Origin of the sequence: Paenibacillus sp. Root52 (genome assembly GCF_001426865.1) — a bacterium.
In the GTDB taxonomy this organism is placed as follows: Bacteria; Bacillota; Bacilli; order Paenibacillales; family Paenibacillaceae; genus Paenibacillus.
In genome coordinates this window covers 1,185,177-1,210,770 of sequence record NZ_LMFO01000001.1, presented here as the reverse complement: position 1 = coordinate 1,210,770, position 25,594 = coordinate 1,185,177, and the positions used below count along the sequence as shown (strand labels likewise).

General features: G+C 46.1%; 18 protein-coding genes and 1 pseudogene. 11 read left to right on the top strand and 8 right to left on the bottom strand.

Going from position 1 to position 25,594, the window contains the following annotated elements:
* Positions 1-53: 53 nt before the first annotated feature.
* Both ASD24_RS05145 and ASD24_RS05140 read left to right on the top strand, forming a co-directional pair.
* A pseudogene (locus tag ASD24_RS05145) lies at positions 54-1,085 on the top strand (dienelactone hydrolase family protein); the annotation flags it as partial.
* Between the two features lie 69 nt (positions 1,086-1,154).
* Complete coding sequence (locus tag ASD24_RS05140; protein WP_082560274.1) at positions 1,155-2,330, top strand: rhamnogalacturonan acetylesterase; 1,176 nt, start codon at positions 1,155-1,157, stop codon at positions 2,328-2,330.
* Positions 2,331-2,417: 87 nt separating this feature from the next.
* On the opposite strand, the gene mnhG is transcribed toward ASD24_RS05140, so the two are convergent.
* Genes mnhG through ASD24_RS05110 form a run of 6 tightly spaced genes read right to left on the bottom strand, consistent with a single transcriptional unit; the run spans position 2,418 to position 8,326 of the window.
* Positions 2,418-2,810 (bottom strand): monovalent cation/H(+) antiporter subunit G, encoded by a 393-nt coding sequence (gene mnhG, locus ASD24_RS05135; RefSeq protein WP_056692376.1) that lies wholly within the window; start codon positions 2,808-2,810, stop codon positions 2,418-2,420.
* Positions 2,794-3,078: a Na(+)/H(+) antiporter subunit F1 gene (locus ASD24_RS05130; protein WP_056692373.1), complete on the bottom strand. Its 285-nt coding sequence runs from the start codon at positions 3,076-3,078 to the stop codon at positions 2,794-2,796. Before ASD24_RS05130 ends, mnhG begins: the two co-directional genes overlap by 17 nt.
* Entirely contained in the window at positions 3,078-3,554 is a 477-nt protein-coding gene (locus tag ASD24_RS05125; protein WP_056692370.1) for a Na+/H+ antiporter subunit E, read from the bottom strand. The genes ASD24_RS05130 and ASD24_RS05125 overlap by 1 nt, the downstream gene beginning before the upstream one ends.
* A 6-nt stretch (positions 3,555-3,560) precedes the next feature.
* Positions 3,561-5,039 carry a Na+/H+ antiporter subunit D gene (locus tag ASD24_RS05120; protein ID WP_056692368.1) on the bottom strand — a complete coding sequence of 493 codons (1,479 nt, stop codon included), beginning with the start codon at positions 5,037-5,039 and terminating at the stop codon, positions 3,561-3,563.
* Positions 5,032-5,370 carry a Na(+)/H(+) antiporter subunit C gene (locus ASD24_RS05115; RefSeq protein WP_056692365.1) on the bottom strand — a complete coding sequence of 113 codons (339 nt, stop codon included), beginning with the start codon at positions 5,368-5,370 and terminating at the stop codon, positions 5,032-5,034. Before ASD24_RS05115 ends, ASD24_RS05120 begins: the two co-directional genes overlap by 8 nt.
* A gap of 1 nt (position 5,371) precedes the next feature.
* Entirely contained in the window at positions 5,372-8,326 is a 2,955-nt protein-coding gene (locus ASD24_RS05110) for a Na+/H+ antiporter subunit A (RefSeq protein WP_056692362.1), read from the bottom strand.
* 297 nt (positions 8,327-8,623) lie between these two features.
* On the opposite strand from ASD24_RS05110, the gene ASD24_RS05105 reads away from it, so the two are divergent.
* Both ASD24_RS05105 and ASD24_RS05100 read left to right on the top strand, forming a co-directional pair.
* The gene (locus ASD24_RS05105; protein ID WP_235540355.1) at positions 8,624-10,267 is read left to right on the top strand and encodes a sensor domain-containing diguanylate cyclase; all 1,644 of its coding nucleotides are present in this window, start codon (positions 8,624-8,626) and stop codon (positions 10,265-10,267) included.
* 66 nt (positions 10,268-10,333) lie between these two features.
* Positions 10,334-10,852, top strand: coding sequence for a hypothetical protein (locus ASD24_RS05100; protein WP_056692357.1), 519 nt, complete (start codon positions 10,334-10,336; stop codon positions 10,850-10,852).
* Between the two features lie 140 nt (positions 10,853-10,992).
* Here ASD24_RS05100 and ASD24_RS05095 read toward each other — a convergent pair whose 3' ends face one another.
* Positions 10,993-12,051: a GGDEF domain-containing protein gene (locus ASD24_RS05095; protein WP_056692622.1), complete on the bottom strand. Its 1,059-nt coding sequence runs from the start codon at positions 12,049-12,051 to the stop codon at positions 10,993-10,995.
* Positions 12,052-12,350: 299 nt separating this feature from the next.
* Here ASD24_RS05095 and ASD24_RS05090 point away from each other — a divergent pair, with 299 nt between their 5' ends.
* The 4 genes from ASD24_RS05090 to ASD24_RS05075 all read left to right on the top strand — a co-directional run bounded on the left by ASD24_RS05090 (position 12,351) and on the right by ASD24_RS05075 (position 21,431).
* Positions 12,351-19,067, top strand: coding sequence for a DUF7507 domain-containing protein (locus ASD24_RS05090; protein ID WP_442952580.1), 6,717 nt, complete (start codon positions 12,351-12,353; stop codon positions 19,065-19,067).
* A complete protein-coding gene (locus ASD24_RS05085; RefSeq protein WP_056692355.1) occupies positions 19,064-20,758 on the top strand; it encodes a DUF11 domain-containing protein in 1,695 nt (564 codons plus the stop codon). The genes ASD24_RS05090 and ASD24_RS05085 overlap by 4 nt, the downstream gene beginning before the upstream one ends.
* A 197-nt stretch (positions 20,759-20,955) precedes the next feature.
* Positions 20,956-21,216, top strand: coding sequence for a YolD-like family protein (locus tag ASD24_RS05080; RefSeq protein ID WP_056692352.1), 261 nt, complete (start codon positions 20,956-20,958; stop codon positions 21,214-21,216).
* Between the two features lie 95 nt (positions 21,217-21,311).
* Entirely contained in the window at positions 21,312-21,431 is a 120-nt protein-coding gene (locus ASD24_RS05075; protein WP_056692350.1) for a hypothetical protein, read from the top strand.
* 59 nt (positions 21,432-21,490) lie between these two features.
* Here the strand turns inward: ASD24_RS05075 and ASD24_RS05070 are convergent, their stop codons facing one another.
* Positions 21,491-22,750 carry an amino acid permease gene (locus tag ASD24_RS05070; protein ID WP_056692346.1) on the bottom strand — a complete coding sequence of 420 codons (1,260 nt, stop codon included), beginning with the start codon at positions 22,748-22,750 and terminating at the stop codon, positions 21,491-21,493.
* Positions 22,751-22,921: 171 nt separating this feature from the next.
* Between ASD24_RS05070 and ASD24_RS05065 the strand changes: the two genes are divergently transcribed.
* From ASD24_RS05065 to ASD24_RS05055, 3 genes are all read left to right on the top strand, one after another.
* A complete protein-coding gene (locus tag ASD24_RS05065; protein WP_056692344.1) occupies positions 22,922-23,425 on the top strand; it encodes a ferritin in 504 nt (167 codons plus the stop codon).
* Between the two features lie 392 nt (positions 23,426-23,817).
* A complete protein-coding gene (locus tag ASD24_RS05060; protein WP_056692341.1) occupies positions 23,818-24,555 on the top strand; it encodes a polysaccharide deacetylase family protein in 738 nt (245 codons plus the stop codon).
* 55 nt (positions 24,556-24,610) lie between these two features.
* Positions 24,611-25,537 carry a hypothetical protein gene (locus ASD24_RS05055; protein WP_056692339.1) on the top strand — a complete coding sequence of 309 codons (927 nt, stop codon included), beginning with the start codon at positions 24,611-24,613 and terminating at the stop codon, positions 25,535-25,537.
* Positions 25,538-25,594: the final 57 nt, after the last annotated feature.

The following is a 25,594-nucleotide window of genomic DNA, read 5'->3' as shown; positions in this document are numbered from 1 at the left end:
ATTGTGATTTATAATGTAGGCAAGAATGATTAGCTGAGTGTGGGAGGGAGTATTCGGAAATGTCTACGATTGAATCCTATTTGAAAGAGCGAACAAGCCAGCACGGACGTTCAACATATCAGCCAGGTGATTCGCTAGAGCAGTGGAGTCGTCAGCTACGAATACGGATAAAAGAAAGACTGGGTGGGTTTCCAGATATCGCATCTGCATTAAACCCTGTACGACTGGAGCATACCGTATGCGACGGATACATCCGAGAGCGAGTTGAGATCACAACGTATGAGGGGTTACGTATGCCTGTATACATGTTATTTCCCACCGAAAGGGATGCTTCCTCTGAAAACAGTATTCGACCTGCAGTCATCGCTTGCCATGGTCATGGGTACGGCAGCCGAGAAGTGACTGGAATGGAGCCGGACGGTGCTCCGCGCGCAGGTGATCCGGGATTACACAAGGATTTTGCAGTGTCTCTTGTGAAGCGAGGGTATATCGTGGCCGTTCCAGAATTGCTCGGTTTTGGCGACCGTAGATTAGAAGAAGATCGCGACGCAGCACCCGGCGTAAGCTCCTGTACGAAGATCGCTGCTCATCTGTTGATGGTTGGAGAGACGCTGGCTGGACATCGGGTCTACGAGATGATGCGAGTGTTCGATTATTTATCCGAGAGAGCTGACGTTGATTCGGAGCGGATCGGAATGATGGGTATTTCGGGCGGAGGGCTTGTGACGGCTTTTACAGCTGCACTGGATGAAAGATGCCGTGCCGCGGTTGTGAGTGGGTATGCGAGTACGTTTCAGGGCAGCATATTAGATCGCAATCATTGTTTGGATAATTACATTCCAGGAATTTTGTTAGAGTCAGAATTACCAGATATCATCGGTTTGATGGTACCTAGACCCTTATTTATTGAAGCAGGCAGTGATGATCGGGTATTTCCACTATCCTCAGCGAAAGAAGCTTATGCTCGGTTAACCGAGATTTACGAGCAACAAGGAGCAGCTGAGCTGCTGGATGCAGATTTTTTTGCAGGTGGACATGAGATAAGTGGTGCCATAGCCTATGACTGGTTAGAGAGATTTTTGTAAGAGCTGCTTCAAAGAGTGTGTTAGCTTGTGATGAAGATGAAAGCTACTATGCCTGGGAGGAGATAATCAATGAATAGATGGTCAAGAACGGTAAGAGTTCTGCTCAGTGTTACTTTGCTTGCTGGGGTGTTAGGCAGTGGTTTCGGATCAAGCGAGAGAACAGTTGCGCATGCGGCGGGTAATGAATACAAATTTGACTTTGGTGCTGGCTCTGTTGAGAGCGGTTACACGGGTGTGTCTGCCTCGGATGCGTATACGTCAACAAGAGGATATGGCTTCAATACCCCGTCACAGATGCGTAACGTGTCAGCTTCAGGTACAGGCGTTGCAAAAGATGCAGTACAATTTCTCACATACGGCACGAAGAGCACTAATACATTTAATGTGGATCTGAGCAATGGTCTCTATGAGGTGAAGGTAACACTAGGCAATACAGCACGAGCAAGTGTCGCTGCGGAAGGGGGCTATCAGATCATCAATATGACAGGTAATGGAGCCACTGACCAGTTCCAAATACCGGTGACAGACGGTCAGCTTAATTTGCTCGTAACGGAAGGCAAGGAAGGCACTGCATTTACGCTGAGTTCACTTGAAATACGGAAAATCTCAGATCAGGCGGTAACGAAACGTACCATTTATATTGGTGGCGATTCAACGGTAGCTAACTATTATCCCTTGAGCAGTAGCGTCCAGGGTGGATGGGGGCAGTTATTGCCTTCCTATGTCAATAATAATACGTTCCAGGTGCGTAACATGGCTTCTGGAGGGCAAATCGCACGAGGGTTTCGTGACGATGGACAGATGGAAGCGATTCTGAAATACATCAAACCAGGGGATTACTTCATCCTACAACTCGGGATCAATGATACTAATGCGAAGAACAATACCACGGAAGCGCAATTCAAAGAGATCATGCGAGACATGGTGGTGCAAGCCAAGAACAAGGGAGCTACGGTTATTTTATCTACTCCGCAGGGAAGAGCCACAGACTTCAATTCAGCTAACGTGCATAGTGCTGAGAATCGGTGGTATAACCAAGCTACAAGAGCACTGGCTCAAGAAGAGAACGTAACACTCGTAGAGCTTAACAAACTAAGTTCAGCCTACTTCACCTCCATTGGTCCTCAAGCAACGCTCGCGCTCTATATGACTGGAGATAGCCTGCATCCCAATCGCCAAGGCGCATCAGAGCTAGCACGCATTCTAGTCAATGATCTGAAAAGACAAGGATTGAATGGCTTCTAGAATTAGAGCAATAGAACCACTGACATTATCATCCTACAACTGAAAAAAGACCTGCATCATCGCAGGTCTTTTTTGCGTACTATGAGGTTACTCCATCATATCCTTCTCTTCGTGGTTAACCTTCTTCCCTTTCAGTAAGGGCTCAAGTTCATCTTGAATGCTCTGTTCCCATAGAGGTACATCCGTACGGTAGGCAGCACGTCCGTTCAGATGCCCTGCGACAGGAGCAGTGATAAATACAAACAAGATACCTAATAATACGCGTGCACTGATGTAGTTATCGAAGATCCAGAAGAATAAAAAGGCTCCGCTTAACACACACAGGACTCCAAGAGTCATGCTTTTGGTCGCGGCATGTGCTCGTAAATAGACATCAGGTAACCGAATGAGACCAAATGCACTAAATGCACTCAGTAAAGCTCCCAGCAGAACGAGTAGACCAATGGCAGTTTCAGCGGCTCCATTAACGATCTCCATCATTTTTAAACACCGCCCCCCGTTCGATATAACGCGCAAAGGCTACCGTACTTAGAAATGCGAGAATACCAATCAATAAAATAATATCCAAATAGGCTTGTGTCTTAAGCATCATGGATAATACAGCTACAATGGCAATAACATTAATGCCTATCGTATCTAGGGCTGTGATCCGGTCAGCCATTGAGGGTCCACGAAGGACACGATATAGACAGCCGAGAATAGCCAGAGATAGAATTAGCAATGAAATAAACAGTAGTGAGGACAACATTAACGTGTCACCTCCATTATTGCTTTTTCGAACGTGTTCTTGATATCATCTCTCAACTTTTGCTCATCCTTAATATCCAGTGCATGGATAAACAGCTTCCGTTGATTCCCTGAGATTTCGAGTGGCAAGGAACCTGGTGTTAGCGAGATAAGCAGACAGAGCAGGGTAACTTCCCAATCGGAAGATAATTCTGTTCGATAGGTGAAAATACCTGGTCGAATATCAAGCTTAGGTTTAATGATCTGACGGATGACCTCAATACTGGCACGCACCAATTCCCTAAACAGCAGTATAAGCAACTTAATAATTGCCCAAACGCGTACAACATACAACCGTTGCGGGAAGAAACGTCGCATGCCTCCAATGAGCAACAAACCGAGTAAATAACCAGTAATAAAACCAACGCCGTTCCAGGCATTGTTCAGAAACATCCATACAAAAGCGATAATAAGATTGAGTATTATCTGAAAGGCCATACGCATCTACTCCTTCAATACGGCATCTATATACAGATTCGGATGCAGCAGAATGTCGCCTGCGCGCGAGGTTAATTGGAACATACCTTCAGCCCCCACACCCATCACGATGATAAAAATAAACAGGATACCCGCTGGAATCAGCAAACCATTCACCGGATAAGGTCGACGGACAACGCCCGCAGGTGGCTCACCCCAGAACGCTTGGATGAAGATACGTAGTACAGAGTAGAGCATTAACAAGCTGGAGAGTACCGCAATTCCGGTCAGTCCGTACAAGCCTGTCTGCAAGCCGCCCTCGAACAGCAACAGTTTACCCGGGAATCCACTGAATGGCGGTATACCCGCCAATGCAAGTGCACTGATGAAGAACATCCAGCCGAGCATGGGATAGCGTTTAATGAGCCCGCCCATATTGTCGAGTTTAGATGTGCCTGCGACTGCAATCAATGCACCGCCTAATAGGAAGAGCAGTGTTTTGATCAGCATATCATGCAACATGTAGAAGAGCAGACCTTCAAGTGCCGTTCGACTGGCCGATGCCATACCGAAGGCGACAAAACCGACACCTGCGATAACGTTGTAGATCAAAATTTTGTTCACGTCACGATAGGAAATTGCCCCAATAACCCCCAGGATCATGGTAGCTCCGGCCATCCACCCAATTAAGGCGTGGAAGAAATCCGGATCATGGTAGAAGATGAGTGTGAACGTACGCACAATCGCATACAATCCCACCTTGGTTAACAATCCAGCGAACAGTGCCGTAACTACGGCTGGTGGAGCTGCATAGGAACCAGATAGCCAGAAGAAAAGAAACAATCCGGCCTTAATACTAAATACAATCAAGAACAACACAGCAATAAGTGTTACGACACCACTCTGACCGATCTCAGCAATTCGAACCGACAAATCCGCCATATTTAATGTGCCAGTGATGGAATACAAGAAGCCGATCGAAGCAACAAAGAGTGCAGAAGAAACGATGTTAATCAGGACATATTTGATCGTTTCCTGTAATTGTCGTTCCGTTCCTCCAAGCACGATTAAGGCATAGGAAGAGATCAGCATCAATTCAAAGCTTACAAATAGGTTGAAGATATCTCCCGTGAGGAACGATCCGTTTACCCCAGCAATCAGAAAGTGAAAGAACGGATAGAAGTGATGTTCCTCTCGTTCCTTGTTGACACTGCGAAAAGCGTAGAGAAGACAGGCCAACGCTATAATGGATGCAGCAACAACGAGCAGTGCTGATACCATATCAGCAACAAGCACTATACCATAAGGGGGTGTCCAGCCTCCCATATTCAACGTTTGGATGCCTGATTGGGCAACTTGAACAATTAGCACCGTTGAAGCTGCGGCGGTGAGCAAAAGTCCAACAACACTGACGAACCGCTGAATGCTAACCTTCCGGAAAAAAAGGATAGCGATAACGCCTGTAATTAAGGGTAGCAGGATCGGTAGAACAACAAGATTATTCATATGGCCGCCCCCTTACTTCTTCCATATCGTCGGTTTTCAGTTTCAGATATGAACGGTAGGATAGAACAAAGAAAAAGGCAGTTAGACCAAAATTAATAACGATCGATGTCAAAATAAGCGCCTGGGGCAGCGGGTCAACATAACTTTCCGCTTGCTCCCCAAGTAGAGGTGGAGCTCCGGTCTTGAGACGAGACATCGTTATTAACAACAGATGCACGCCATGCGTGAGAATAGACATGCCGAGTACAATTCGGAGCAGGCTCCGCGATAAGATTAAGAAGACGGCGACCGCAAACAAAATGCCAACGGCCACACACATCAATATTTCCATATCAGCGATCCTCCCCGATCTGTAGAATAATAGTCATGGTGACGCCAAGGACGGCTAGATACACGCCTATATCGAACAGCATTGCCGTGGCAAGTTCAGTCTCTCCGAGTAAAGGAAGTTCAAAATACCCGAATGTTTGGCTGAGGAACGGAGCACCGAACAAAAATGAACCCGCCCCCGTTAATAAGGCAATTGCCAGACCAATCGATGTTAACATACGAAAATCAATAGGTAACGCTTTGCGTATCGTATCTGTACTGAACGCAAGGGCAATGAGTACCAGTGCAGCAGCCGTAACGAGACCGCCGATAAATCCGCCGCCTGGGTTGTGATGCCCTGCGAAGAACAAGTGCAAGGCGAAGGTCAAAATAATAAATACGACAACCTTGGTCGTGGTTTGCAGTAATACGTCATTACTTTGCAAAGGAACCGTATCCCAGGAAGATGAAGTTCCTTCCCGATTCCCATATTTCTTCGTGTTATCGTCTTTATCGTCAAGCTCGACGTCATTTTCATCTGTGGTTTCTTTCTTACGGAATTTCAATCGTGCGCCCAGATCTTTTGCTTCTAGATTCAGATTAATCATGGAGTAGATGGATAATGAAGCCACACCAAGCACCATAATTTCAAGTAACGTATCGTAACCACGGAAATCTACGAGCAATACATTAACGACATTTTTACCACCAGCCGAGTTATATGCTTCTTGCAGGAAGAAGGTCGAAATGCTCTCCAATGAGGCTGTTCCGCTTGCTGCTAATGCAACAAACGTCATGACAATTCCCACAGCAATTGCCACAATACCATTTACCGTGAGGTATCGTCGACTCGACTTGCCCCGCTGAAGCTCAGGCAAATGATAGAAGCAGAGTAGGAACAGGGCAACCGAAACCGTCTCTACGATCATTTGTGTCAATGCCAGATCCGGTGCTCGGAACAGAACAAAGAGCAGGGTTACGAGGTATCCGACGGCTCCAGTCATGATAACTGCAGATAGCCTATTCTTGGCAAAAGGAATGGATACAGCTGCCGCAATCAGCGTAATCAGTAATACGGCTTCATAGAACGAGAAGGGCGCGTTACCCTGGAAATTCCAGGTTATATTTTCACCTGAACGGAAGAAGGCATACACAAGAAGTGCAACTGTGAACGAAAAGATATAAACCAGGTAATTGCGCACAGAGCCATTCATATATGCTTCCGTCCATTTGCGAGCATAATGCTGCAAGTTATCAAGCACGACATGATACATATTGTTAATGGTTAAACCTTGTGGATAATGCTCATACAGATTTCTCCATTTAGGCAAAAGTTTATATAATGTAACACCCAGTGCAACTACACCAACGGTCATGATGAGTTCTGGTGTGAGACCATGCCAGAGGGAGAAATGTACATCAAATCGTTCGTTACCACTCAGCAGTTGTGGCAACACTGCAGCCATTGCAGGTTCAATCAGTGTCATCGCGACCAGATTCGGGAAGAGACCGAATACAATGACCAGAATGCCAAGCGTAACAGGTGGAATGAGCATGCCGATTGGAGCTTCATGCATCTTCTCGGCAGGTAGTTCACTGCGGGTGCTTCCTAGGAATGTTTTGAAAGCAATAATCAAGGCATAGATTAATGTGAACACACTCGCCAGCCAGGCAAGCACAGGTAATAGGATGCTCCAAGAGCCAAGCCCGAAAATCCGCAGATGTGTGATTTCAACCATGGCTTGGAAGAACAATTCCTTGCTCAAGAAGCCGTTGAATGGTGGGATACCAGCCATCGCAAGTGACCCTATAAGGGCAACCGTGAATGTGATTGGCATAAATGAAGCGAGACCACCGAGCTTGCGAATGTCACGTGTGCCGGTTTCATGATCGACAATACCAACGACCATAAAGAGAGCTGCTTTGAACGTGGCGTGATTAAACAAATGCAGCAAGGCCGCGGTTGTTGCCACCGTATACATCGCGGAGGAGTCACCGTATCCAAAGTACAGAGCGGCTGACCCAACACCAAAGAGGGACATAATTAATCCAAGCTGAGAAATCGTAGAATAAGCCAAGATTGCTTTTAGATCGTTTTTCTTTACAGCCAAAAAGGAGCCATAACAGAGGGTTAGGATACCCACCCCTGTGACGAGCCAAAACCAGAGTCCTTGCCCGCCAAAAATAGGCGTAAACCGAGCAACAACATAGATACCGGCTTTAACCATCGTCGCGGAGTGTAGATAGGCACTGACGGGTGTAGGGGCTTCCATCGCATCCGGTAGCCAGATGTGAAATGGGAACTGCGCCGATTTGGTAAACGCACCAATCAGGATGAGGACTAATGCAGGCAAAAATAATGCGTTCTCCTGAATCTGTCCCCAGTCTGCAATGGTAGCACGAATGCTGAACGTACCTGTCATCAGATACATCAGCATGAATCCGGCAAGCATCGCAAAACCGCCAAATACAGTAATTAAAAACGATTTTTGTGCACCCGAAGTAGATGCCTTACGTTTGTAATGAAAGGCAATCAGCAGGAACGACGTAATACTGGTCAATTCCCAGAAGCCATACAGCACAATCATATTGTCTGATAGAACTACGCCGAGCATGGCGCCCATGAACATTAATAGATACAGGTAGAAACGATTCAAGGCTTCTTTCTGATCCATATAATAAATCGAGTAGAGTACAACGAGTATGCCGATTCCAGTGATTAGAAGTGACAGCAGGAGACTCAGACCATCCAGATAAAAATTAAAACCGATATCAAGTGATGGGATCCATGGAATTAATCCAGACACGGTGTTACGTTCAGACACGTTAGAGATAAGACTTACAAAATAAACAAATAATGAAACTGGAACGAGTAGAACTGCCCATCCCATATGTACTTTTCGGAAAAAGCGATGTAGCATGGACAGCAACATACCTACAACAAAAGGCAAAATAACAGCAACATGAAGCAGGCTCAACATTACACCCCCAAATTCTAGTTGAAGTTCTTCTGTGTGTGACAAACATGCTGAATGAACATTGTATTACATGCTTGCTCTCTAAATACATAACCCAAGTATGTATATACAGAATCGTGACTATTCTTTGAATGGAAGAAACTCGTAAGAAATTTCGCAACATATTGTATGGGTATGTATAATAAAAAAGCACACCGATTCCGATAAATATGAAAACAAATAGGTGACATCCCGTGTGTCTTTTGCAACATGATCATGTTATAAAAGCAAGATGGTTTCACCGCGTTATTGGAGGCAATGATGTCATTCAAACTTAGAACCGTACTCACTGCAATTTTCGCTACGTTATCTCTGCTAGTATCTTTAACCATCGGTTATATTTTCAGTCAAAAATCGTTTCTTGCCGTGGAGACGGAGATTGGACACTCGTTAATGGGTACTGCTTCACAAGCATCTGACAAATTAGATCGTTTTATGTGGTCACGTTCAGGTGAACTGGATCTGTTAGGTCGAATGGCTGCGCTGGAGAATCGATTCGAACCGGCTGAAATTCAGATGTTATTGGATCAGCTTCAGGATAGCTTTCCCTCTTACTCCTGGGTAGGATACATGAATCCTGAAGGAAAAGTTCTTGCTGCAACCGATGGTATACTGTTAGGTGAAGATTTATCCGAACGACCTGTGTATCAGGAAGGCATTAAGGGTAAATTTATTGGAGATGTTCATAATGCGGTGCTACTTGCCAAGTTATTGCCTAACCCTACAGGTGAACCGCTGCAATTTGTCGATATCAGCTTTCCGGTAAAGGATAGTGATGGCAAGACGCGAGGAGTTCTCGCTGCACATTTAAGCTGGGCATGGGCGAAAGAAGTTGAAGAATCTATTCTTGCACCTTTATTTCATGAGGAGAAGGATATTGAATTTTTTATAGTGAGTAAGAAAGAAAACACGGTGCTCTTAGGTCCGAAAGATTGGATGGGTAAACCGTTAACACTTCCGGGAATCGAACAAGCGCAATTGCACAAGAGCAGTTGGACTACGGAGAAATGGCCGGATGGCAAGGAATATGTGACCGGAATTGCATACAGTCAGGGGCATTTGGATTACGAAGGACTTGGATGGACGGTGGTGATTCGTCAGGTTCAATCGACCGCCTTCGCTTCTGTTTCGGATATGCTATGGTTCAACATTTGGTCTGGGCTTGCGGTGACTGTACTCTTTGTCCTGATCGGATGGTGGATCTCCCGGAAAATTGCTGCTCCATTGATGCGACTTACTCAAGTTGCTAATGAGCTTCGGGCAGGAGAGCAAGTACAGATTCCAGAGAACAAAGGATTTAGTGAAATTGAGGAGCTATCACGTTCTCTTAGGGAAATGGTCGTTTCACTTAAAAATAAAGACTCCGAGCTTGTTGTGATGCAGAACCTAGCGCACTACGATCAATTAACTGGATTGCCGAACAGAACGGCACTTGAATTTTATCTGGAAGAGTCGCTGGAGACGGAAAGCGTGGATCATACACTCACCTTCCTCTATCTTGATCTGGACGGATTCAAACGTGTGAATGATTCCCTCGGGCATCAAACCGGAGATGTCTTATTGCAAAAAGTAGCTCAACGTCTCAATGCATTAAGTCAGGATAAAGGCATAACCGTCAGGTTGGGCGGCGATGAGTTTCTGATCGTGCTTCGTTCGGTGGGAAGTAATCCACGAGAGGAAGCACGATTGTATGCCGAGGAGATTATCCAAAGCCTGAATAAACCTTTTGTGATTGAATATGAACGTATTCAGATTGGATGTAGTATCGGTGGTGCGGAGTATCCAACCAACAGTGGCAATCCAAGCGAAATTATTCGTATGGCTGATGAGGCGTTATATGAGTCCAAACGTGCGGGCAAAAATCGGATGACATTTTATTCGGATTTGAAAAGTGATGGGTAGTCCATAATAATAAGCACATAGATACTTGCTTCTGTGAAGCAATTGATTAAGGAAGGAGGGGTGAAAATGGCCAATTCACATAACGTGCCATACGGCTATGAACCCCCGGTGGCGAGCCGGAAGGGTACGCTTATTTTCTATGATACATTCGAGCAGATCACAGACGAACAATTGGAGAATGCATTAAATCTAACGAACAGTCGTGCTTTTGCACAATTGGTGTTATATCCCCTTCACGAGACTACATTCAAACGAATGAGATCAGGGGGTATACAGCCTTACTTCAAACGCGAGGATCGCCTCCATGATTGGAAACGGGAACATACAGATGCCCGTATACGTGTGGAAGGGCTGGAGGGCAAGCGCAAGAAGTATACACCTATGGATACTGCCTTACGACATATCAAAGCAGAGTATCCAGCGCCTCATTTCTTATATCTAACTACTGAAATGGCAAATCTATTTGCTTCCTTTGACTCCTTCAAGGAATGGATCAAAGAAGTACGAATCGTTATAGATGGCCCATCTACTGAGCTGCATCCCAGATTGGAGCAAAACAAGAATCGATGGGATTGGGCGGAATAGCCCCCCAACCTTCGAACTGAAAGATCCAAATATATGCCAAAAAAGTTGTGTTGTTCAACCGTTTCGCGGTTAACAGCACAACTTTTTTAATTTTGATCATGTTGATCCCTCTCTACACGTGGTACACGGTGAATGACGGATTATACGTTGGGCAGATCAAGGGCGGTAACGGTTTTGTTTTTGCCTGTCCGCTTGGCCGCATATAAGCAGGCATCCACTTCTTCGAACAACTTGTCCTTCGAAAGGTGGGGGCTATAGCTCTTGAGGCCAACACTAACGGTAACGAATGCACCATCGAGTTCCAGATGTCCCATATGTGCAATTTTTTGCCGAATCTGCTCTACCATAGCATAAGCATGCTCAAAAGATTGCTCGAACACTAATATGGCGAACTCTTCTCCACCATATCGAGCAGCAATATCACTTGAAGTTATATTTTCTTTAATAATCAAGGAGACTTTCTCTAATATAACATCGCCCGCGCGGTGTCCATAAGTATCATTAATCGCTTTGAAATCGTCAATATCGATCAATGCGAGGTGAAGGCTCATACCATTATTGGCGTATTCATAAGCTTTGTCGTAGTAATCCTTGAATGAACTTTGGTTATACAGATTGGTTAAACCATCCGTTTTGGATTGTTTGGTCATAATGGCATTCCTGACGATCAGATCCTGTTTAGCTAACATGCTGTCCTTAAGATCATCCAGAACCTCAATGCTGCTGGTAACAATGACTTGAGCAACATAGGTGCCGGCAAGTAGAAACACAGGTATGGAAACGATATCAAATGAACTTAAAAATTGACGATAGCTAGGGACTCCGAGTAATAGAAAATATCCAATCATTTGCATGACAAAAGAGACCCATACTCCCTTTTTGTTGAAGAACAATACGGAGGAAAATATAGGCAACAAGCATGCGGCCATAATAATCCGAATGTCATAATTGACGTGTATAATCGTCCAAGCAATGATGGTGCTGGCTGCCGACATGGCATACGAGGAATAGGAGCTAAACCGTCGATCTATCCAACTAGCGAAGAGAATACCTGCACTTCCCGCCGCCGAAGGCCAAATGACTACATTCACGATAAAATCGGCTGGAGTGCGATCATAAGCGAGAAATACGTAGCAAGCAATCTGAACGAGTGCATGGAGGCAGATAACAAGCCAATAGGATCGTAATATTTTCTTCATCCACTTGGAATGTTTGAACTCATAATCTGTAGGGATATGACTACTCTGTGTAAAAGGAATTTTCAATATATCACCGCTGACTGCATCATAATGATACGAAACTTCTTCTCTCGTATATGATGATTATAAATCACATTGGACAAAAGGCAATCATTAAATTTGAAATAAAATGTACAAGTATACACCAAAAGAAAGAAATTTTCACCATAGAATAAACAAATTTCTAAAGGGTGCGTCATAGACTTTTACAAGGCTCCATATCAAGGAATATGATTTTGGATGAAGGGGAGGTGAACTCCATTCCTCTTGTCGTTCGCTCAACCGTTAACGCTACAGGAGCAATCACTTTTACGGGCAATACCCTTGGTTTAAGTCGTTCGGATACGACAGGGGTACCTGGAACGCAAGACAGTATCGGAGGCTTTACTACAACGAATGCTGATGTGCGATTTGGAACATATCCTCTAGGAACTACAAGTGCATATCAGAGCAACAGTTCCGCAGCCGTTCTCAATCTTCCTGCTGGTAGTACCGTCTTGTACGCGGAATTAATCTGGGGAGGAAGCTACATTAATGGCACGGTCAATCTTAGTGCAGCCATTAACAATCCCGTCAGCTTTACGACTCCGGCAGGGACGTTCAGCATTACTCCAGATCCGGTCACCTACAATCAATTTGATCTAGGGAACGGTGCTGCCGGATATGTTCGTTCAGCAAATGTAACCACATTAGTGGCGAATGGCGGGGCAGGTACATACATCACCGGGGGAGTCGTAGGCACGATTGTCATTACTAATGACGCTACAGCGAATCACGCGGGTTGGACACTGGGGGTTATTTACCAGAACGGAAATCTTCCGTTTCGTAACATGTCTCTTCGGGCTGGTGGTGTGCTTGTACAATCCACTTCCCCGCCAGTAGTCACCACACTGACTGGGTTTGCTACGCCACTATCCGGTACGCTTGGGGGCAGGGCTCTATTCAGTGCACAGGAGGGTGATGCCAACCGAACCGGAGATCAGGCGCTCTTTGGCCCGACATCAGCGACTTCGGTCGCTTTATCTGGCCCGAACAATCTGGCAGCGAATTTTTTTGCGTCTCAAATTAACGGAGATACCGGAGCGCTGAACACAACAGGTACGTTTGCTACACGTAACCAGGTAAACGGAGCTCCAGGTTCTAACATCGTTGGTGGACGTCAAGGCTGGGATATTACGAATGTAGACGTCTCGGCTAGGCTGATTAATAACCAGTCCTCAGCGGTACTCACGCTCACCACTTCGGGAGATGCCTACATTGTTAATGCCAATGCTATACAGGTTGATATCAATGCACCCCGAATTACAGTTGCTAAGGCTTCCGTCGCCACCGGAGCTGTTGCAGGTGACAGTATCCTGTATACAGTAACGATTAGTAACGGAGGTACAGCTAGTGCCGCTAGTGTGGTGCTTTCGGATACATTGCCACCGGGTCTCACCTTTATTCCAGGCAGTGTCACTGTGGCAGGTGTATCTCGGCCAACGCTGGATGTGACAACCGGTATACCTCTGGGCTCATTAAATCTATCTAGTAGTATCGTCGTCACATATCGCGCATTAATCGGACCCGATGCTAATATTTTGCAACTAGTCAATTCGGCTAGTGCGGCCTTTACTTTTCAGAGTGTAGCAGGTGGTTCGGTCATCACGGGTGTAATTCCATCCAACAGTTCTGTGTTACCGGTATATTCTCCTAACCTGTCTATTGTGAAATCAGCGAGTACGACCAATGCTACGGTTGGGGATCAGGTGACTTACACTCTTCAAGTGAACAATGGAGGCAATGTAGCGGCAAACGTGACCCTCACGGATAACATTCCTGCAGGCAGCTCTTATGTTGCAGGCAGCTTTCGTGTGAATGGCAATGTTGTGGCAGGAGCCAACCCGGCAACAGGTGTGAATCTTGGAAGTCTTGCTGCAGGGAGTGTAACGACGGTAACCTTTCAGGTGCTTGTAACGACTCTGCCTTCGCCCCCGACACTGGTGGATCAAGCAACGGCTGCCTATACCTTTAATTCGCCTGACGGACGGACGATCACCGGTTCAGTGGCTTCTAACATTTTATCTATTCCTGTTACGTTACCAAATGTATTTGTGGTCAAATCAGCAACGATTACGGACGTTGCCGTTGGCGAAACGTTTACGTATTCCATCGTTACAACGAATGGTGGCATTCAGGCAATCAACAACGTTGTGCTTACGGACATTCTTCCCGCTGGCACAGTATTTGTACCTGGCAGTGTGGTCGTTAGAGGAACGAGTGTGCCATCTGCAAATCCAGTCAGTGGGATAACGCTTGGCACGCTGGCAGCAGGCACTTCGGCAACAGTTACGTTTCAGGTTAATGTGCAGTCCTTACCTGCGTCGGGCTCACTAGGTAATCAGGCAGTAGTGTCGTATAGCTCCGGTGCGTTCTCAGGGATTTCGAACTCCAATTCAATAAGTACACCTGTTTTTCAACCTGTAATTTCAATCAATAAGTCGGCTAGCACAACAAATGCAACGTTGGGTGATCAGATTGGGTATACGTTGGTTGTAAGAAATACAGGAAATCTAAGTGCTCAAGTGAATGTAACGGATACGATTCCGGCAGGTCTTACCTTTATTGCTGGATCTGTAACCGTGAATGGAACTGCTCGACCAGGAACGAGTCCAGTAACAGGAATTTCATTGGGAACTCTTGCACCGGGAGGAACCTCGACGGTTGTTTTCCAAACCACATTGAGCTCCATTCCTTCACCACCTACACTACAGAATCAGGCGACAGCCAGTTACGCGTATCAACTACCAAGTGGTCGGAGTCTCTCGGGAAGCGCAGTGTCTAATCAAGTGCAGATCGCGGCCTCTGCTCCCAATGTGACCATCACCAAAACCGTTAATGCGCCTGATGTTACAGTGGGTGAGATTCTAACCTATACGGTGGTAGTTACGAACGCAGGCATCGCTGCTGTACAAAATGTCATTGTCTCGGATGCTCCATCCACAGGTTTAGAATTTGTGTCAGGCAGTGTAACCATTAACGGGACTGCTGCGAGATCAGCAAGTCCAATTGCCGGAATTGCGATAGGCACATTAGGTAGCTCCAGCAGTAGCTCTAACAGTGCAACCATCACATATCAGGCAAGAGTTACAGGGGTACCGACCACAGGTTCTGTTAGCAACCGAGCGGGAGCTGCATTTACAACCGGAAGTTTTAATGGCGTATCTTCCTCCGTTGTTGTCACAACCCCAGTATTTCAACCGATCATACAATTGGTGAAATCTGCGAGTACAACAAATCTGACGGTAGGAGATTCGTTTAACTATACAATTCAAGTTAATAACAGGGGGAATATCGCTGCAGTAGTGACGATAAACGACCCTGTACCCGCCGGTGCAGTATTTAACACCAACAGTGTCATCATTAACGGTGCTCCAGCCCCAGGCGTAAGTCCGAATACCGGGATTAATGTAGGGCAAATCCCAGCCGGAGGCAGCGCTACGGTAACCTTTGTTGCCACCGTAACAAGTCTGCCAAGTTCACGACAATTAACGAACCAATCAGGAGCGGTATACAACTATACTCTCCCAAGCGGAAGAGTCATTACTGCTATTTCCTCCTCCAACACAGTTACTGTTCCGGTATCTCTTCCCAATGTAACCGTTGTAAACAGCGATAATCTAGATTATGCCGTGTCTGGCGATACCGTTATTTATACGTCAGTCATTCGGAACAATGGAACGGTTGCGGTCAACAATGTTGTATTTAACAACCCACTTCCAGCGAATCCCCCGTTTGTACCCGGAAGCGTCATTGTGAACGGGATTTCATTCCCGCTCTCCAATCCGTCAGCCGGTATTCCAATCGGTACTCTGGCTCCAGGAGCGGAAGCTACCGTAACATTTGAGGTGAGGATTACTATGCCGGTTCCTTCGCAGATTAGCAATCAGTCTACGGTTAGCTTTACATCAGGTACATTCTCGGGGTCATCATCCTCCAACACAACAGTGACCCCGGTTATACAACCGCAGATCTCGCTTGTGAAAACGGCCAACACGGTTAATGCAACTGTAGGGGATACGATTGTCTACACAGTAACGGTAAGTAACACGGGAAATCTTGAAGCCATCGTCACGTTAACGGATGCAATTCCTGCGGTGACTACCTTTGTACCCAATAGCGTCGTTGTCGCTGGAGTACCTCAACCCGGAACTTCACCTGTAACGGGTATCCCGGTGGGGAATGTAGCTGCGGGAGTAACAGCTACTGTAACGTTTGCTGTGATTCTATCTTCATTGCCAACACCTCAACAGCTGAGCAATTTTGCCACAGCGTCATTTACATTCACTCCACCGGATGGAAGGACATTAACGGGATCGGCCACGTCCAACACACTTACATTCCCAGTATCTGCTCCAAATGTGGCTGTGGTGAAAAGTACAGCATCTACCGCAGCAGCAGTTAATGATACGGTCACGTATTCTGTACTTATCACGAATAGTGGTATTGCGCCAGTAAGCAATATTCAATTTTCTGATCCGATCCCTGCCGGGTCTTCCTTTGTTGCAGGAAGTGTTACGGTCAATGGTGTTGTCCAACCTACAGCTAATCCGGCAGGAGGCGTAGCGCTTGGCACACTGGCACCAGGAGCAAATGCCACAGTTACCTTCAATATTAGAGTCAATGAAATTCCGCCAGGAGGCCAGTTAAGCAATCGATCCACAGTAAGTTTCACCTCAGGTGCATTCTCGGGTACGACCTTCTCCAATACGGTAGTGACGCCCGTATTCCAGCCCATTCTATCTGCCGTCTTGACTGCAAATACACAGAATGCAACGGTAGGAGACACGGTTAGTTATACGGTAACCGTAAGCAATCAGGGGAATTACGGTGCTCAGATTAACTTGTCTGCAGCATTGCCAGCAGGTACGATCTTTGTTCCCAACAGTGTAATTGTGAATGGTCAGCCACTACCCGCAGCGAATCCTGCAACAGGTATTCCGGCAGGGAATGTGGCTGCTGGAGCAACAACAACGATTACGTACTCGGTTGTCGTTGATAGTCTGCCAACGCCGCAGCAATTGGTTAATCAGGCCACTGTAGCGCTTGCTTTTACACTTCCAGATGGAAGAAATATTACGGGTTCTATTCAATCCAATGTCGTTACGATTCCTGTGTCTGCCCCAGATATTGCTGTTGTTAAATCAACAACGTCTACGGCAGTCTCCGTTGGAGATGTTGTGACCTATAGCATCGCTGTCACAAATAACGGAATTGCCAGTGTCAGCAATGTCATATTTACGGATGCGATCCCAGCCAGTACAGTACTGGTGGCAGATAGTGTTTATGTAGACGGAGTATTGCGTCCCGGAGCTAATCCATCAACGGGACTTACATTAGGTTCTATTGCACCAGGAGCAACGGTAACTGTTGTATTTAGTATAAGAGTGACGGCTCTTCCAGCAAGCGCGGTACTCAACAATCAATCCACGGTCAGCTTCACTTCGGGAGCTTTCTCTGCAACAACCTTCTCAAATACGGTAACGACACCGGTATATCAGCCAATTTTGACTGCGGTCAAAACAGGTGATCAGGCTCTTGCAACCGTTGGGGATACGGTCGTGTACAGCATTGCCATCTCTAATGCCGGAAACTATGGGGCAGCAGTGACGCTTACGGATACGATTCCTGCTGGCACCGAATTGGTTCCTAACAGTGTGATCATTAATGGAGCAAGCGCACCTGGTGCTGATCCTGCTTCAGGCATTCCTCTGGGCGTCGTCTCTACGACAACGATGGTCATGTTTTCGGTTGTAATCGTAACATTGCCGCTCAGCCAGTCAATTGTTAACCAAGCTTCCGCAACGTTTTCGTATACGCTACCTGATGGTAGGACGCTTGGAGGAAGTTTGACGTCTAACACACTTGCTATACAGGTATCGGCTCCTGATGTTACGGTCGTCAAAACAACTACTGCGACTGACGCTGTTGTAGGAGATACCATTGTGTATGAGATGGTCGTCACGAACAATGGTATAGATCCGGTCAACAATGTGTTACTGACAGACCCCATCAGTCCATCCGTTACCTTTGTTACAGGCAGTGTGTTAGTGGACGGCGTCGTTAGGGCATCGGCAAACCCTGCCTTAGGTATAGCTATAGGCACACTTGCGCCAGGGGCTTCTGCATCAGTGTCTTATGCGGTACGAGTCAATACGTTACCTTCCCCGCCTCAAGTGAGCAGCCAGTCCTATGTAAGCTTCACATCTGGGGTCTTCTCTGGTGCTTCGTATTCCAATACAGTGGTTACGCCGATTTATCAACCAATTATTGCTGTAACCAAAACAGCCAGTACTTCGAATGCCACCATTGGTGACACCATTATTTATTCTTTCTCCTTAACCAATACAGGTAATCTCGCTGTTCAATTAACGTTGACGGATTCGATCCCGGATGGAACAGTACTGCTTCCGAATAGTGTGCTGATCGACGGTGTGCCACAACCTGGGGCTAATCCGGATACAGGTATTGTCGTCGGTACGTTGTCTCCAGGTGCCTCTGTAAATGTAACGGTTACCCTTGGCGTAACGGTGGATTCATTACCACAGAATCAGCAACTTGTTAACCAAGCTGTCGCTGACTTTACGTTCAGCCCGCCAGATGGTCGCCAATTGTCAGGAAGCGTGGTTTCCAATGTTCTTGTCATCCCTGTGTCTGCGCCGAATGTGGTCGTTGTCAAGAGTACAAGTGCTATAGATGCAGTAGTGGGGGATGTCATCACGTATACAATTGTTGTAACCAACAGTGGTATTGAGACCGTCAATAATGTTGTTATGGTCGATCCCGTGCCAACAGGCAGTGTTTTTGTGCCAGGTAGCGTAACCGTGGATGGAGCAGCGCGTCCAACTGCCAATCCGAATAACGGTATTACGCTGGGATCTATTGCCGCAGGCGCTTCAGTAACGATTACATTTAGGGTTGAGGTTGTGGTGATATGAGTTCGACTTCCGATTCGTGGTCGCATTGGCTGCAGAATCAATCATTGGTTCGATTCAATTCAGGTACAGCAGAACAGGAGCAGGTCGCTTATTCGAATACGGTCGTTACACCGTGGGTTGGGCCGAGACTGGAAGTTCATAAGCAATGCAGTTCCAAGGTAGCTACATTGGGTCAGTCCTTGATCTATCTAATTGAAATCGTCAACTCTGGCAATCGCACGGCTACCGTATATGTCACAGATCAGCTATCGGCTGAGACTGCTTTATTGCCCAATAGCGTGCTTCGTGATGGAATTCCTTTGCCTGGTTCATCGCCAGAACAAGGCTTGCCACCGAGCGAGATAGCACCTGGAGCGAGGCTGCGGTTCCATTTTCAAGTGATGATTATTCGTTTACCCGAAAGTTTGAAGTTACTGAACCAGGCACTTGTTCGTTATGAGTTTGTAACATCGGAGGGGAGAGCGTACAGGGGGGAGGAGAGGTCGAACACGGTGGAGGTCAGTCTCGTCTCCCCGCGTCTTGAGATTGCTCTGCAAGCAGACCGTGTTCAGACTTTTCCAGGCGACATCGTAACGTATAACATCATTGTACGTAATCCTGGATTCGTAACCGCGACAGATGCTCAAGTAACAGTCGTATTACCTTCAGGGATTCAATTTATTCCTGGAAGTGTTGTTGTGAATGACATGTTCGTTCCTCAGATGACACCAGATTCGGGAATCTTGATTGGGGATGTGTTACCAGAACGTTCGATACAGATTCAATACCGCGCCCAAGTGATAGCTGTACTGGACACAGAAGGGATTACAAGTCAGGCGAATCTAAGTTACCTTTCATCGGGTCAGCGAGAGACGGTCTCCTCCAATGCAGTTACACTTGAGGTCATTCAGCCTCGAATTTCCATCAGCAAAACGGTGACTCCAGAGCTCGCGACGGTGGAGGAGATCGTATGTTATGACATTACGGTTGCAAACGAGAGTCGTTACGCAGTAGATGCGACCATGCTGGATGTACTACCCAAGGGAGTGAGATTTGTTGAAGGCAGTCTTGGTTGGAACGGAGTCAAACGACCCGGTGCCAATCCGACTCAAGGATTCAATCTAGGAACGCTGACTGCGCGCTCTACCATGCATATTCAGTTCGAGGCACAACTTATGGGAATAGATCAAGTGAATCCTCAGCAGTTTGAGATTGTTAATCAGGCTCGTCTGCTCTATACGTTTCGATTGCCTGATTCGCGAAATGTACAGCGGATAGTGATGTCGAATGATGCATCCATTCAATTAAAGGTTCCCATAATTACAGTCTATGTGGAGGTGTCTCCGACACTTGTTGAAGCAGGTGGGGAGGTCGTCTTCCATGTTCGAGTTACCAATATTGGCACTTGGCCTGCGCGCGTACAATTAACGGATATATTGCCGCCGGGAGCTAGGTGGGTTGGGCGCGCCCAGGGAGAGCTACAATTAAATATTTCCGAATATTCCACACCACGAAATCTACATTTAGGAGATTTGGAGCCAGGTAAGGAGAAAGAGCTCTCGTATGTTGTTCAAATCACCTCTGATGGAGATATAACGAAGCAGCAAGGTTCGCTAACGGCGAATTATTCTTATGAATGGAGAGGACAGCGCAGAATAGGGCAGTCTTTTTCCAATGAATATACGATTTTAGTGGAAGAAACAGACGAATAGCACCAACGAGGTTTTCAAACCATAGTTGAGTCATCTTAAGTAAGTTGGTTGCTTCCAGAACTTGTTCAACATTTGTGACCTTCGAATCTTCGCCAAAACATTACACGAGCGTAAATGAATGGTATACTAATTGAATATGCCTGCAGTAATCACCCTGCGGATCGGGATACCGGATTAGTTGTAGAGGAGGTCGTATTTTGGCAAAAGCAAAGGTTGCAAAGAGACCCACGCGGGATGAGTTTGAACTTGAGGAGCTGGGCAATCAACTGGTCGAAGCCTACCATGAGCGTTCAGAGGTATTGTTGACGGTATGGGGGAAGGCAGAGCAGGTTCGAGGCGTTATTGTCAAGCTTGATTCACGTACAAGGCTGGTGCATGTAGAGCATACCGATGAGGAGTTTATGGCTAAGGTTCCTTTCTTGGATATTATGCGTGTAGATTCACCCAGGTTTATGTAAAATAGCCCAACATTTAAAATTAGGGATATTCGCCTTGTCAAAATCCTCCATCCTGCATAAGATAACCCATACCTGTTGCAGAGGAGGTACGGTCAATGAGCGAAGTATTAGGTGGAGACACTAGAGGCTACGGATACGGAGGTTTCACTTCTGTAGGTGCCATTTTGGTTCTGTTCATCCTGTTGGTTATCATCTCCAAAGCGTTCTTGGTATAATTGCATAATGGAATGAAGTAAGCTCTGCCGCCGAGGCAGAGCTTTTTTGTATACTGGGTTCATTGGATTGCCTTTCGATTACGACTAAGTAGCCCATAAAGAATGATGATAACTACCGGATATAATACCGCCCAGCCTGCAAAAGGAAAAATGATCGCTGTAGCGATGAAAGAGACCCAACTTATGACGACTCCAGTACGATTGCCTCTAAGTAATCGAATCCCTGCAGCGCAACCTCCTAGATAGGTTAGGATAAAGGTTGCGTTCGGAAGCTGGATCAGTGTGGTTAAGGAAACCAGTCCCGATCCATAAATGCCGAGAACGAGGATAAAACAGATGGCCAGAAAACCGAGTGCCGCAATTGGCGTATGGAAACGACCGGATAGACGAGTTAACCATTGCGGTGCAGCGCCTTGTCTCGCTAGTGCAAATGCCACGCGGGAAGCAGCACCGGTATAAGCGATGACCGTAGCTGTGCAGATAAATACTCCCGTTAAACCTGCAATTAAGCTCCCCCAAGAGCCAAGCGCTTGACTAATAATCCACACAAGAGAAACGTCTGCTCCCCCATGCAGATAACTCTGAGTACCTACTGTGGCAAGAGCCGTTAGGAAATAGAGTATGCCGACAACAATGGCGGCAATGGTCACACCTTTGATCGCGGCCTTTCGGGGATCGGTAAACTCCTCAGAGAGATGAGATACAGCCTCCCAGCCGTTGAAACACCAGAATAGTATGGCTCCTGCTTGTCCTACACTTATCCACCCCTGGGGCACAAAGGGTTTAAAATGATTGGAATTCAAATGAGGCACAGCGAGGATAAAGGTCATGATAAGCACAGCAACAATTGCGATGACAACGCCGATTTGAACTTTGCCCGCGAGCTGCATACCGACGATATTAATGAGGAGCCCTACCGTTAACATCATGGCGGCAATGGCGATACGAGCACCTTCACCCAGTCCAAGAGCAGCCGTCATATAGCCTGCACCGGTTAGTGAAGCGACCGGAGCACCGATGGGCACGGACATGAGGAAAAACCAGCCGATCATCGTTCCTGCCCGTGAGCCAAAAGCAAGTGTAACGAAATGGGACACACCACCTGCATTCGGATAACGGGCGGAGAGAAGACCCATGGACAAAGCGAGTGGAAGGATAAGCAGAACCATCCCTCCCCAGGCTAATAGCGAAGCCGGTCCAGCTAGCTCAGCAGCAAGGCCAGGGACAATTAAGACACCCGAACCGAGTACGGCACTAACATACAGCGCTACAGCTTGTGGCATACCAATGGTTTTTTTGAGCTCGGTTGGTGATTGCATAAGAGAGATGTACCTGCTTTCTAGGTGGGAATAGTGAACATGTAACTATGACATTATATAGGAGAAACCAGCGTCTAGTCATTGACGAATTTTGTAGAAAAACAATGTTAGTCCTATGCACAATATGGTAAGATAGGAACATCCCGAGAGAAAGTAAGAGGTGTATTCACAATGAGTAAAGAACTGACAGAAGCGCTGAATGAACAGATGAATTTTGAGTTTTATTCAGCTCATGTATATCTTGCAATGGCTGCATACTGTTCCAGCAAAAGTCTTGACGGTTTTGCTAACTTCTTCATTGTACAAGCAGAAGAGGAACGTTTTCACGGTATGAAAATCTACAAATTCTTGAATGACCGTGGACAACGTGCAACACTTGCGGCATTGCCTGAACCGAAGAATGAGTATTCTTCCATGTTGGATGTGTTCGAGCATGGTTATGCCCATGAACAACAAAATACGAAAAAGTTCTACAATTTGGCGGACATTGCATTGAACGAGCGTGAACATGCAACAATGTATTTCCTGAAATGGTTCATTGATGAGCAGGTGGAAGAAGAGGCGTTGTTTGACAATATCATTCAAAAGCTTCGTCGTATCGAGAAAGACAGTAATGCATTCTATATGCTAGATGCTGAATTTGCTAAACGTTCATTTACAGCTCCAGCAGAGTGAATGGTTCGATACATTCGGCTCAAGTGATGTGAGAATGATATGAATCCGTCTGAGCTTGAGCGAACATAGATTTACATACAAGAGGCCTGCGCTATGCAGGCTTCTTTGCGTTGTATACTGATTTAATTTTACTGAGTCTATCAAATGGGTCAAATTAGGTTAATAGAATATTATGTAATTATTTATTTATCCTTCAGGGCATTATTCAACTCAAATCTATCATTTTCGTTTTATTTTTTCGGTTAATCTGACAAAAGTGTAACTCGAACGTAGCATTTAAAGCGAGATTGATAGGCATCTTTCTTGATAGAATTGGTGTTAATCGCCAAGGGATGCAGTGAGAGAAATTTCGACACCCGGGGAAATACAAGACACAAGGGAGACTTTAATTTATGTTACATATCCGCAGATCATGGATCACCGCACTTGCTATTCTACTTATTATTCCATTACTTCTACCACAGTCGGTTTCTGCCAAAGCTTCTTCGAAAGATAACGGAGCTAAGGCTAAAAGCAAAATCATATATCTGACATTCGACGATGGACCAACAGCACATACGGGTCAGCTTTTAGATATTCTCGATCAATATCATGCAAAAGCAACGTTCTTCATGCTCGGCCCTCACATGGAAACCTATCCAAAAGCGACGAAGCGTATCGTTGCTGACGGGCATGGCTTAGGTCTTCATGGCGTAACACATGTTCCGGGTAAATTTTACAAAACTCCTTATACTGCCCTGAAAGAAATGCAACAAGCCAACGTCAGTTTGAATAAGGTGGCTGGTGTCAAAACAAGTTTGGTTCGTACACCATATGGTAGTAAGCCATATATGAAAGCTCCATATCGGAACGTAATGCTTGCACAGGGTGGATTTCATATGTGGGATTGGAATGTAGACTCTGAGGATTGGAAATACAAGAAAGACCATCAGAGAGTATACAACAGTGTAATGAAGCAGATTCATACGGTGCAAAAGAGTGGAACAACTCCAATTGTGCTGATGCACGACCAGGAGGCGACTTTGAAGGTGTTACCGAAAGTGTTGCAAACCCTCAAATCCGAGGGGTACCAATTCGAAGTGTTGAACAAGAGTGTGCAACCGGTGAACTTCTGGAACGACAAACGATAAGACATACTAACGATGAAGTAATGACATTCAAGAACGGATCGAGGAGGAACACAACATGAGAAAACAAAAACGCTGGGTCATTATTCCTGTTACGACAGCAGTTCTCCTTGCGCTTGCTGGATGTGGCGGTCAAGACACTAATACATCAGCAGCAGAGCAGACACCTTCGGCAACGACTGGGGAGCAAGTCGGCTCAGGAAACAACAGTATGGACTCCGCCGTTAGTCAAGGAAATGCAGGGGGAGCAACGAGTAACACAGACACGTCTAATGGAAATACCACTACGACTTCTGATGCAGGAACATCAGGAACGAAGACTGAAAATACAGGGACTACACAGCATGAAGCCAATATTAGTGATGTAGTGAAGGAAGTACGTTCTCAAGCGAAAATGAAAAATGTAGTAGTGCCAACGGCATTCAACTTAGAAAAAGGAAAACACTTAGGCGCATATGTTGAGACTAATACGGCTACTGATTTTCAAGTTAACTTTTATGCTACGGATAAGGCTCTACCCGTTAATGATTCATCGCTTTCCTCCAGTAGTGGTCTAACACCGTTGGCATCCTACGAAGTCAAGACTTACAAGGATCCAGATTCCACAGGGATTTTCCCTGAAACGGATCTGAACAACATCCCACAGGAGATGATGGTTGATCTTGGTCACGGCATTAAGGGCATGGTCGAAGGTGCAGCTGGCAGCCAGTACCTGACGTGGATGGAAGGTAGATGGACACTACAGATCCGCTCTGTATCAGAGGATAATATGAACAATCCTGGCATCGCGAAGAAGATGGTGGAATATCTGGAGTCACATACCTTACCAGCACCGAAAGACAAGGGATTCGTTAGCGTGAATTATCCGAGTGGCGGTAAATCGGTGAATGTTGTTATTTCATGGCAGAATGGTCAGCAAATTCACCAATTGAAGACTTCATTGGTACCCAATGAAGCGCTAGGTATTGTGGCATCTGTGAAATAAGATCATTACTCTGGTATCCTAAAAGGCATGGGTAAGAATGCTTGTAATCAGAAGATC

What these genes read in the sequence shown, in the direction of transcription:
- ASD24_RS05130 (WP_056692373.1), bottom strand. Translation starts at nt 3,078, where the DNA reads ATGTTGTCCTCACTACTGTTTATTTCATTGCTAATTCTATCTCTGGCT.
- ASD24_RS05065 (WP_056692344.1), top strand. Translation starts at nt 22,922, where the DNA reads ATGAGTAAAGAACTGACAGAAGCGCTGAATGAACAGATGAATTTTGAG.
- ASD24_RS05105 (WP_235540355.1), top strand. Translation starts at nt 8,624, where the DNA reads ATGATGTCATTCAAACTTAGAACCGTACTCACTGCAATTTTCGCTACG.
- mnhG (WP_056692376.1), bottom strand. Translation starts at nt 2,810, where the DNA reads ATGATGGAGATCGTTAATGGAGCCGCTGAAACTGCCATTGGTCTACTC.
- ASD24_RS05100 (WP_056692357.1), top strand. Translation starts at nt 10,334, where the DNA reads ATGGCCAATTCACATAACGTGCCATACGGCTATGAACCCCCGGTGGCG.
- ASD24_RS05060 (WP_056692341.1), top strand. Translation starts at nt 23,818, where the DNA reads ATGTTACATATCCGCAGATCATGGATCACCGCACTTGCTATTCTACTT.
- ASD24_RS05140 (WP_082560274.1), top strand. Translation starts at nt 1,155, where the DNA reads ATGAATAGATGGTCAAGAACGGTAAGAGTTCTGCTCAGTGTTACTTTG.
- ASD24_RS05095 (WP_056692622.1), bottom strand. Translation starts at nt 12,051, where the DNA reads ATGAAGAAAATATTACGATCCTATTGGCTTGTTATCTGCCTCCATGCA.
- ASD24_RS05085 (WP_056692355.1), top strand. Translation starts at nt 19,064, where the DNA reads ATGAGTTCGACTTCCGATTCGTGGTCGCATTGGCTGCAGAATCAATCA.
- ASD24_RS05075 (WP_056692350.1), top strand. Translation starts at nt 21,312, where the DNA reads ATGAGCGAAGTATTAGGTGGAGACACTAGAGGCTACGGATACGGAGGT.
- ASD24_RS05125 (WP_056692370.1), bottom strand. Translation starts at nt 3,554, where the DNA reads ATGGCCTTTCAGATAATACTCAATCTTATTATCGCTTTTGTATGGATG.
- ASD24_RS05120 (WP_056692368.1), bottom strand. Translation starts at nt 5,039, where the DNA reads ATGAATAATCTTGTTGTTCTACCGATCCTGCTACCCTTAATTACAGGC.
- ASD24_RS05055 (WP_056692339.1), top strand. Translation starts at nt 24,611, where the DNA reads ATGAGAAAACAAAAACGCTGGGTCATTATTCCTGTTACGACAGCAGTT.
- ASD24_RS05115 (WP_056692365.1), bottom strand. Translation starts at nt 5,370, where the DNA reads ATGGAAATATTGATGTGTGTGGCCGTTGGCATTTTGTTTGCGGTCGCC.
- ASD24_RS05070 (WP_056692346.1), bottom strand. Translation starts at nt 22,750, where the DNA reads ATGCAATCACCAACCGAGCTCAAAAAAACCATTGGTATGCCACAAGCT.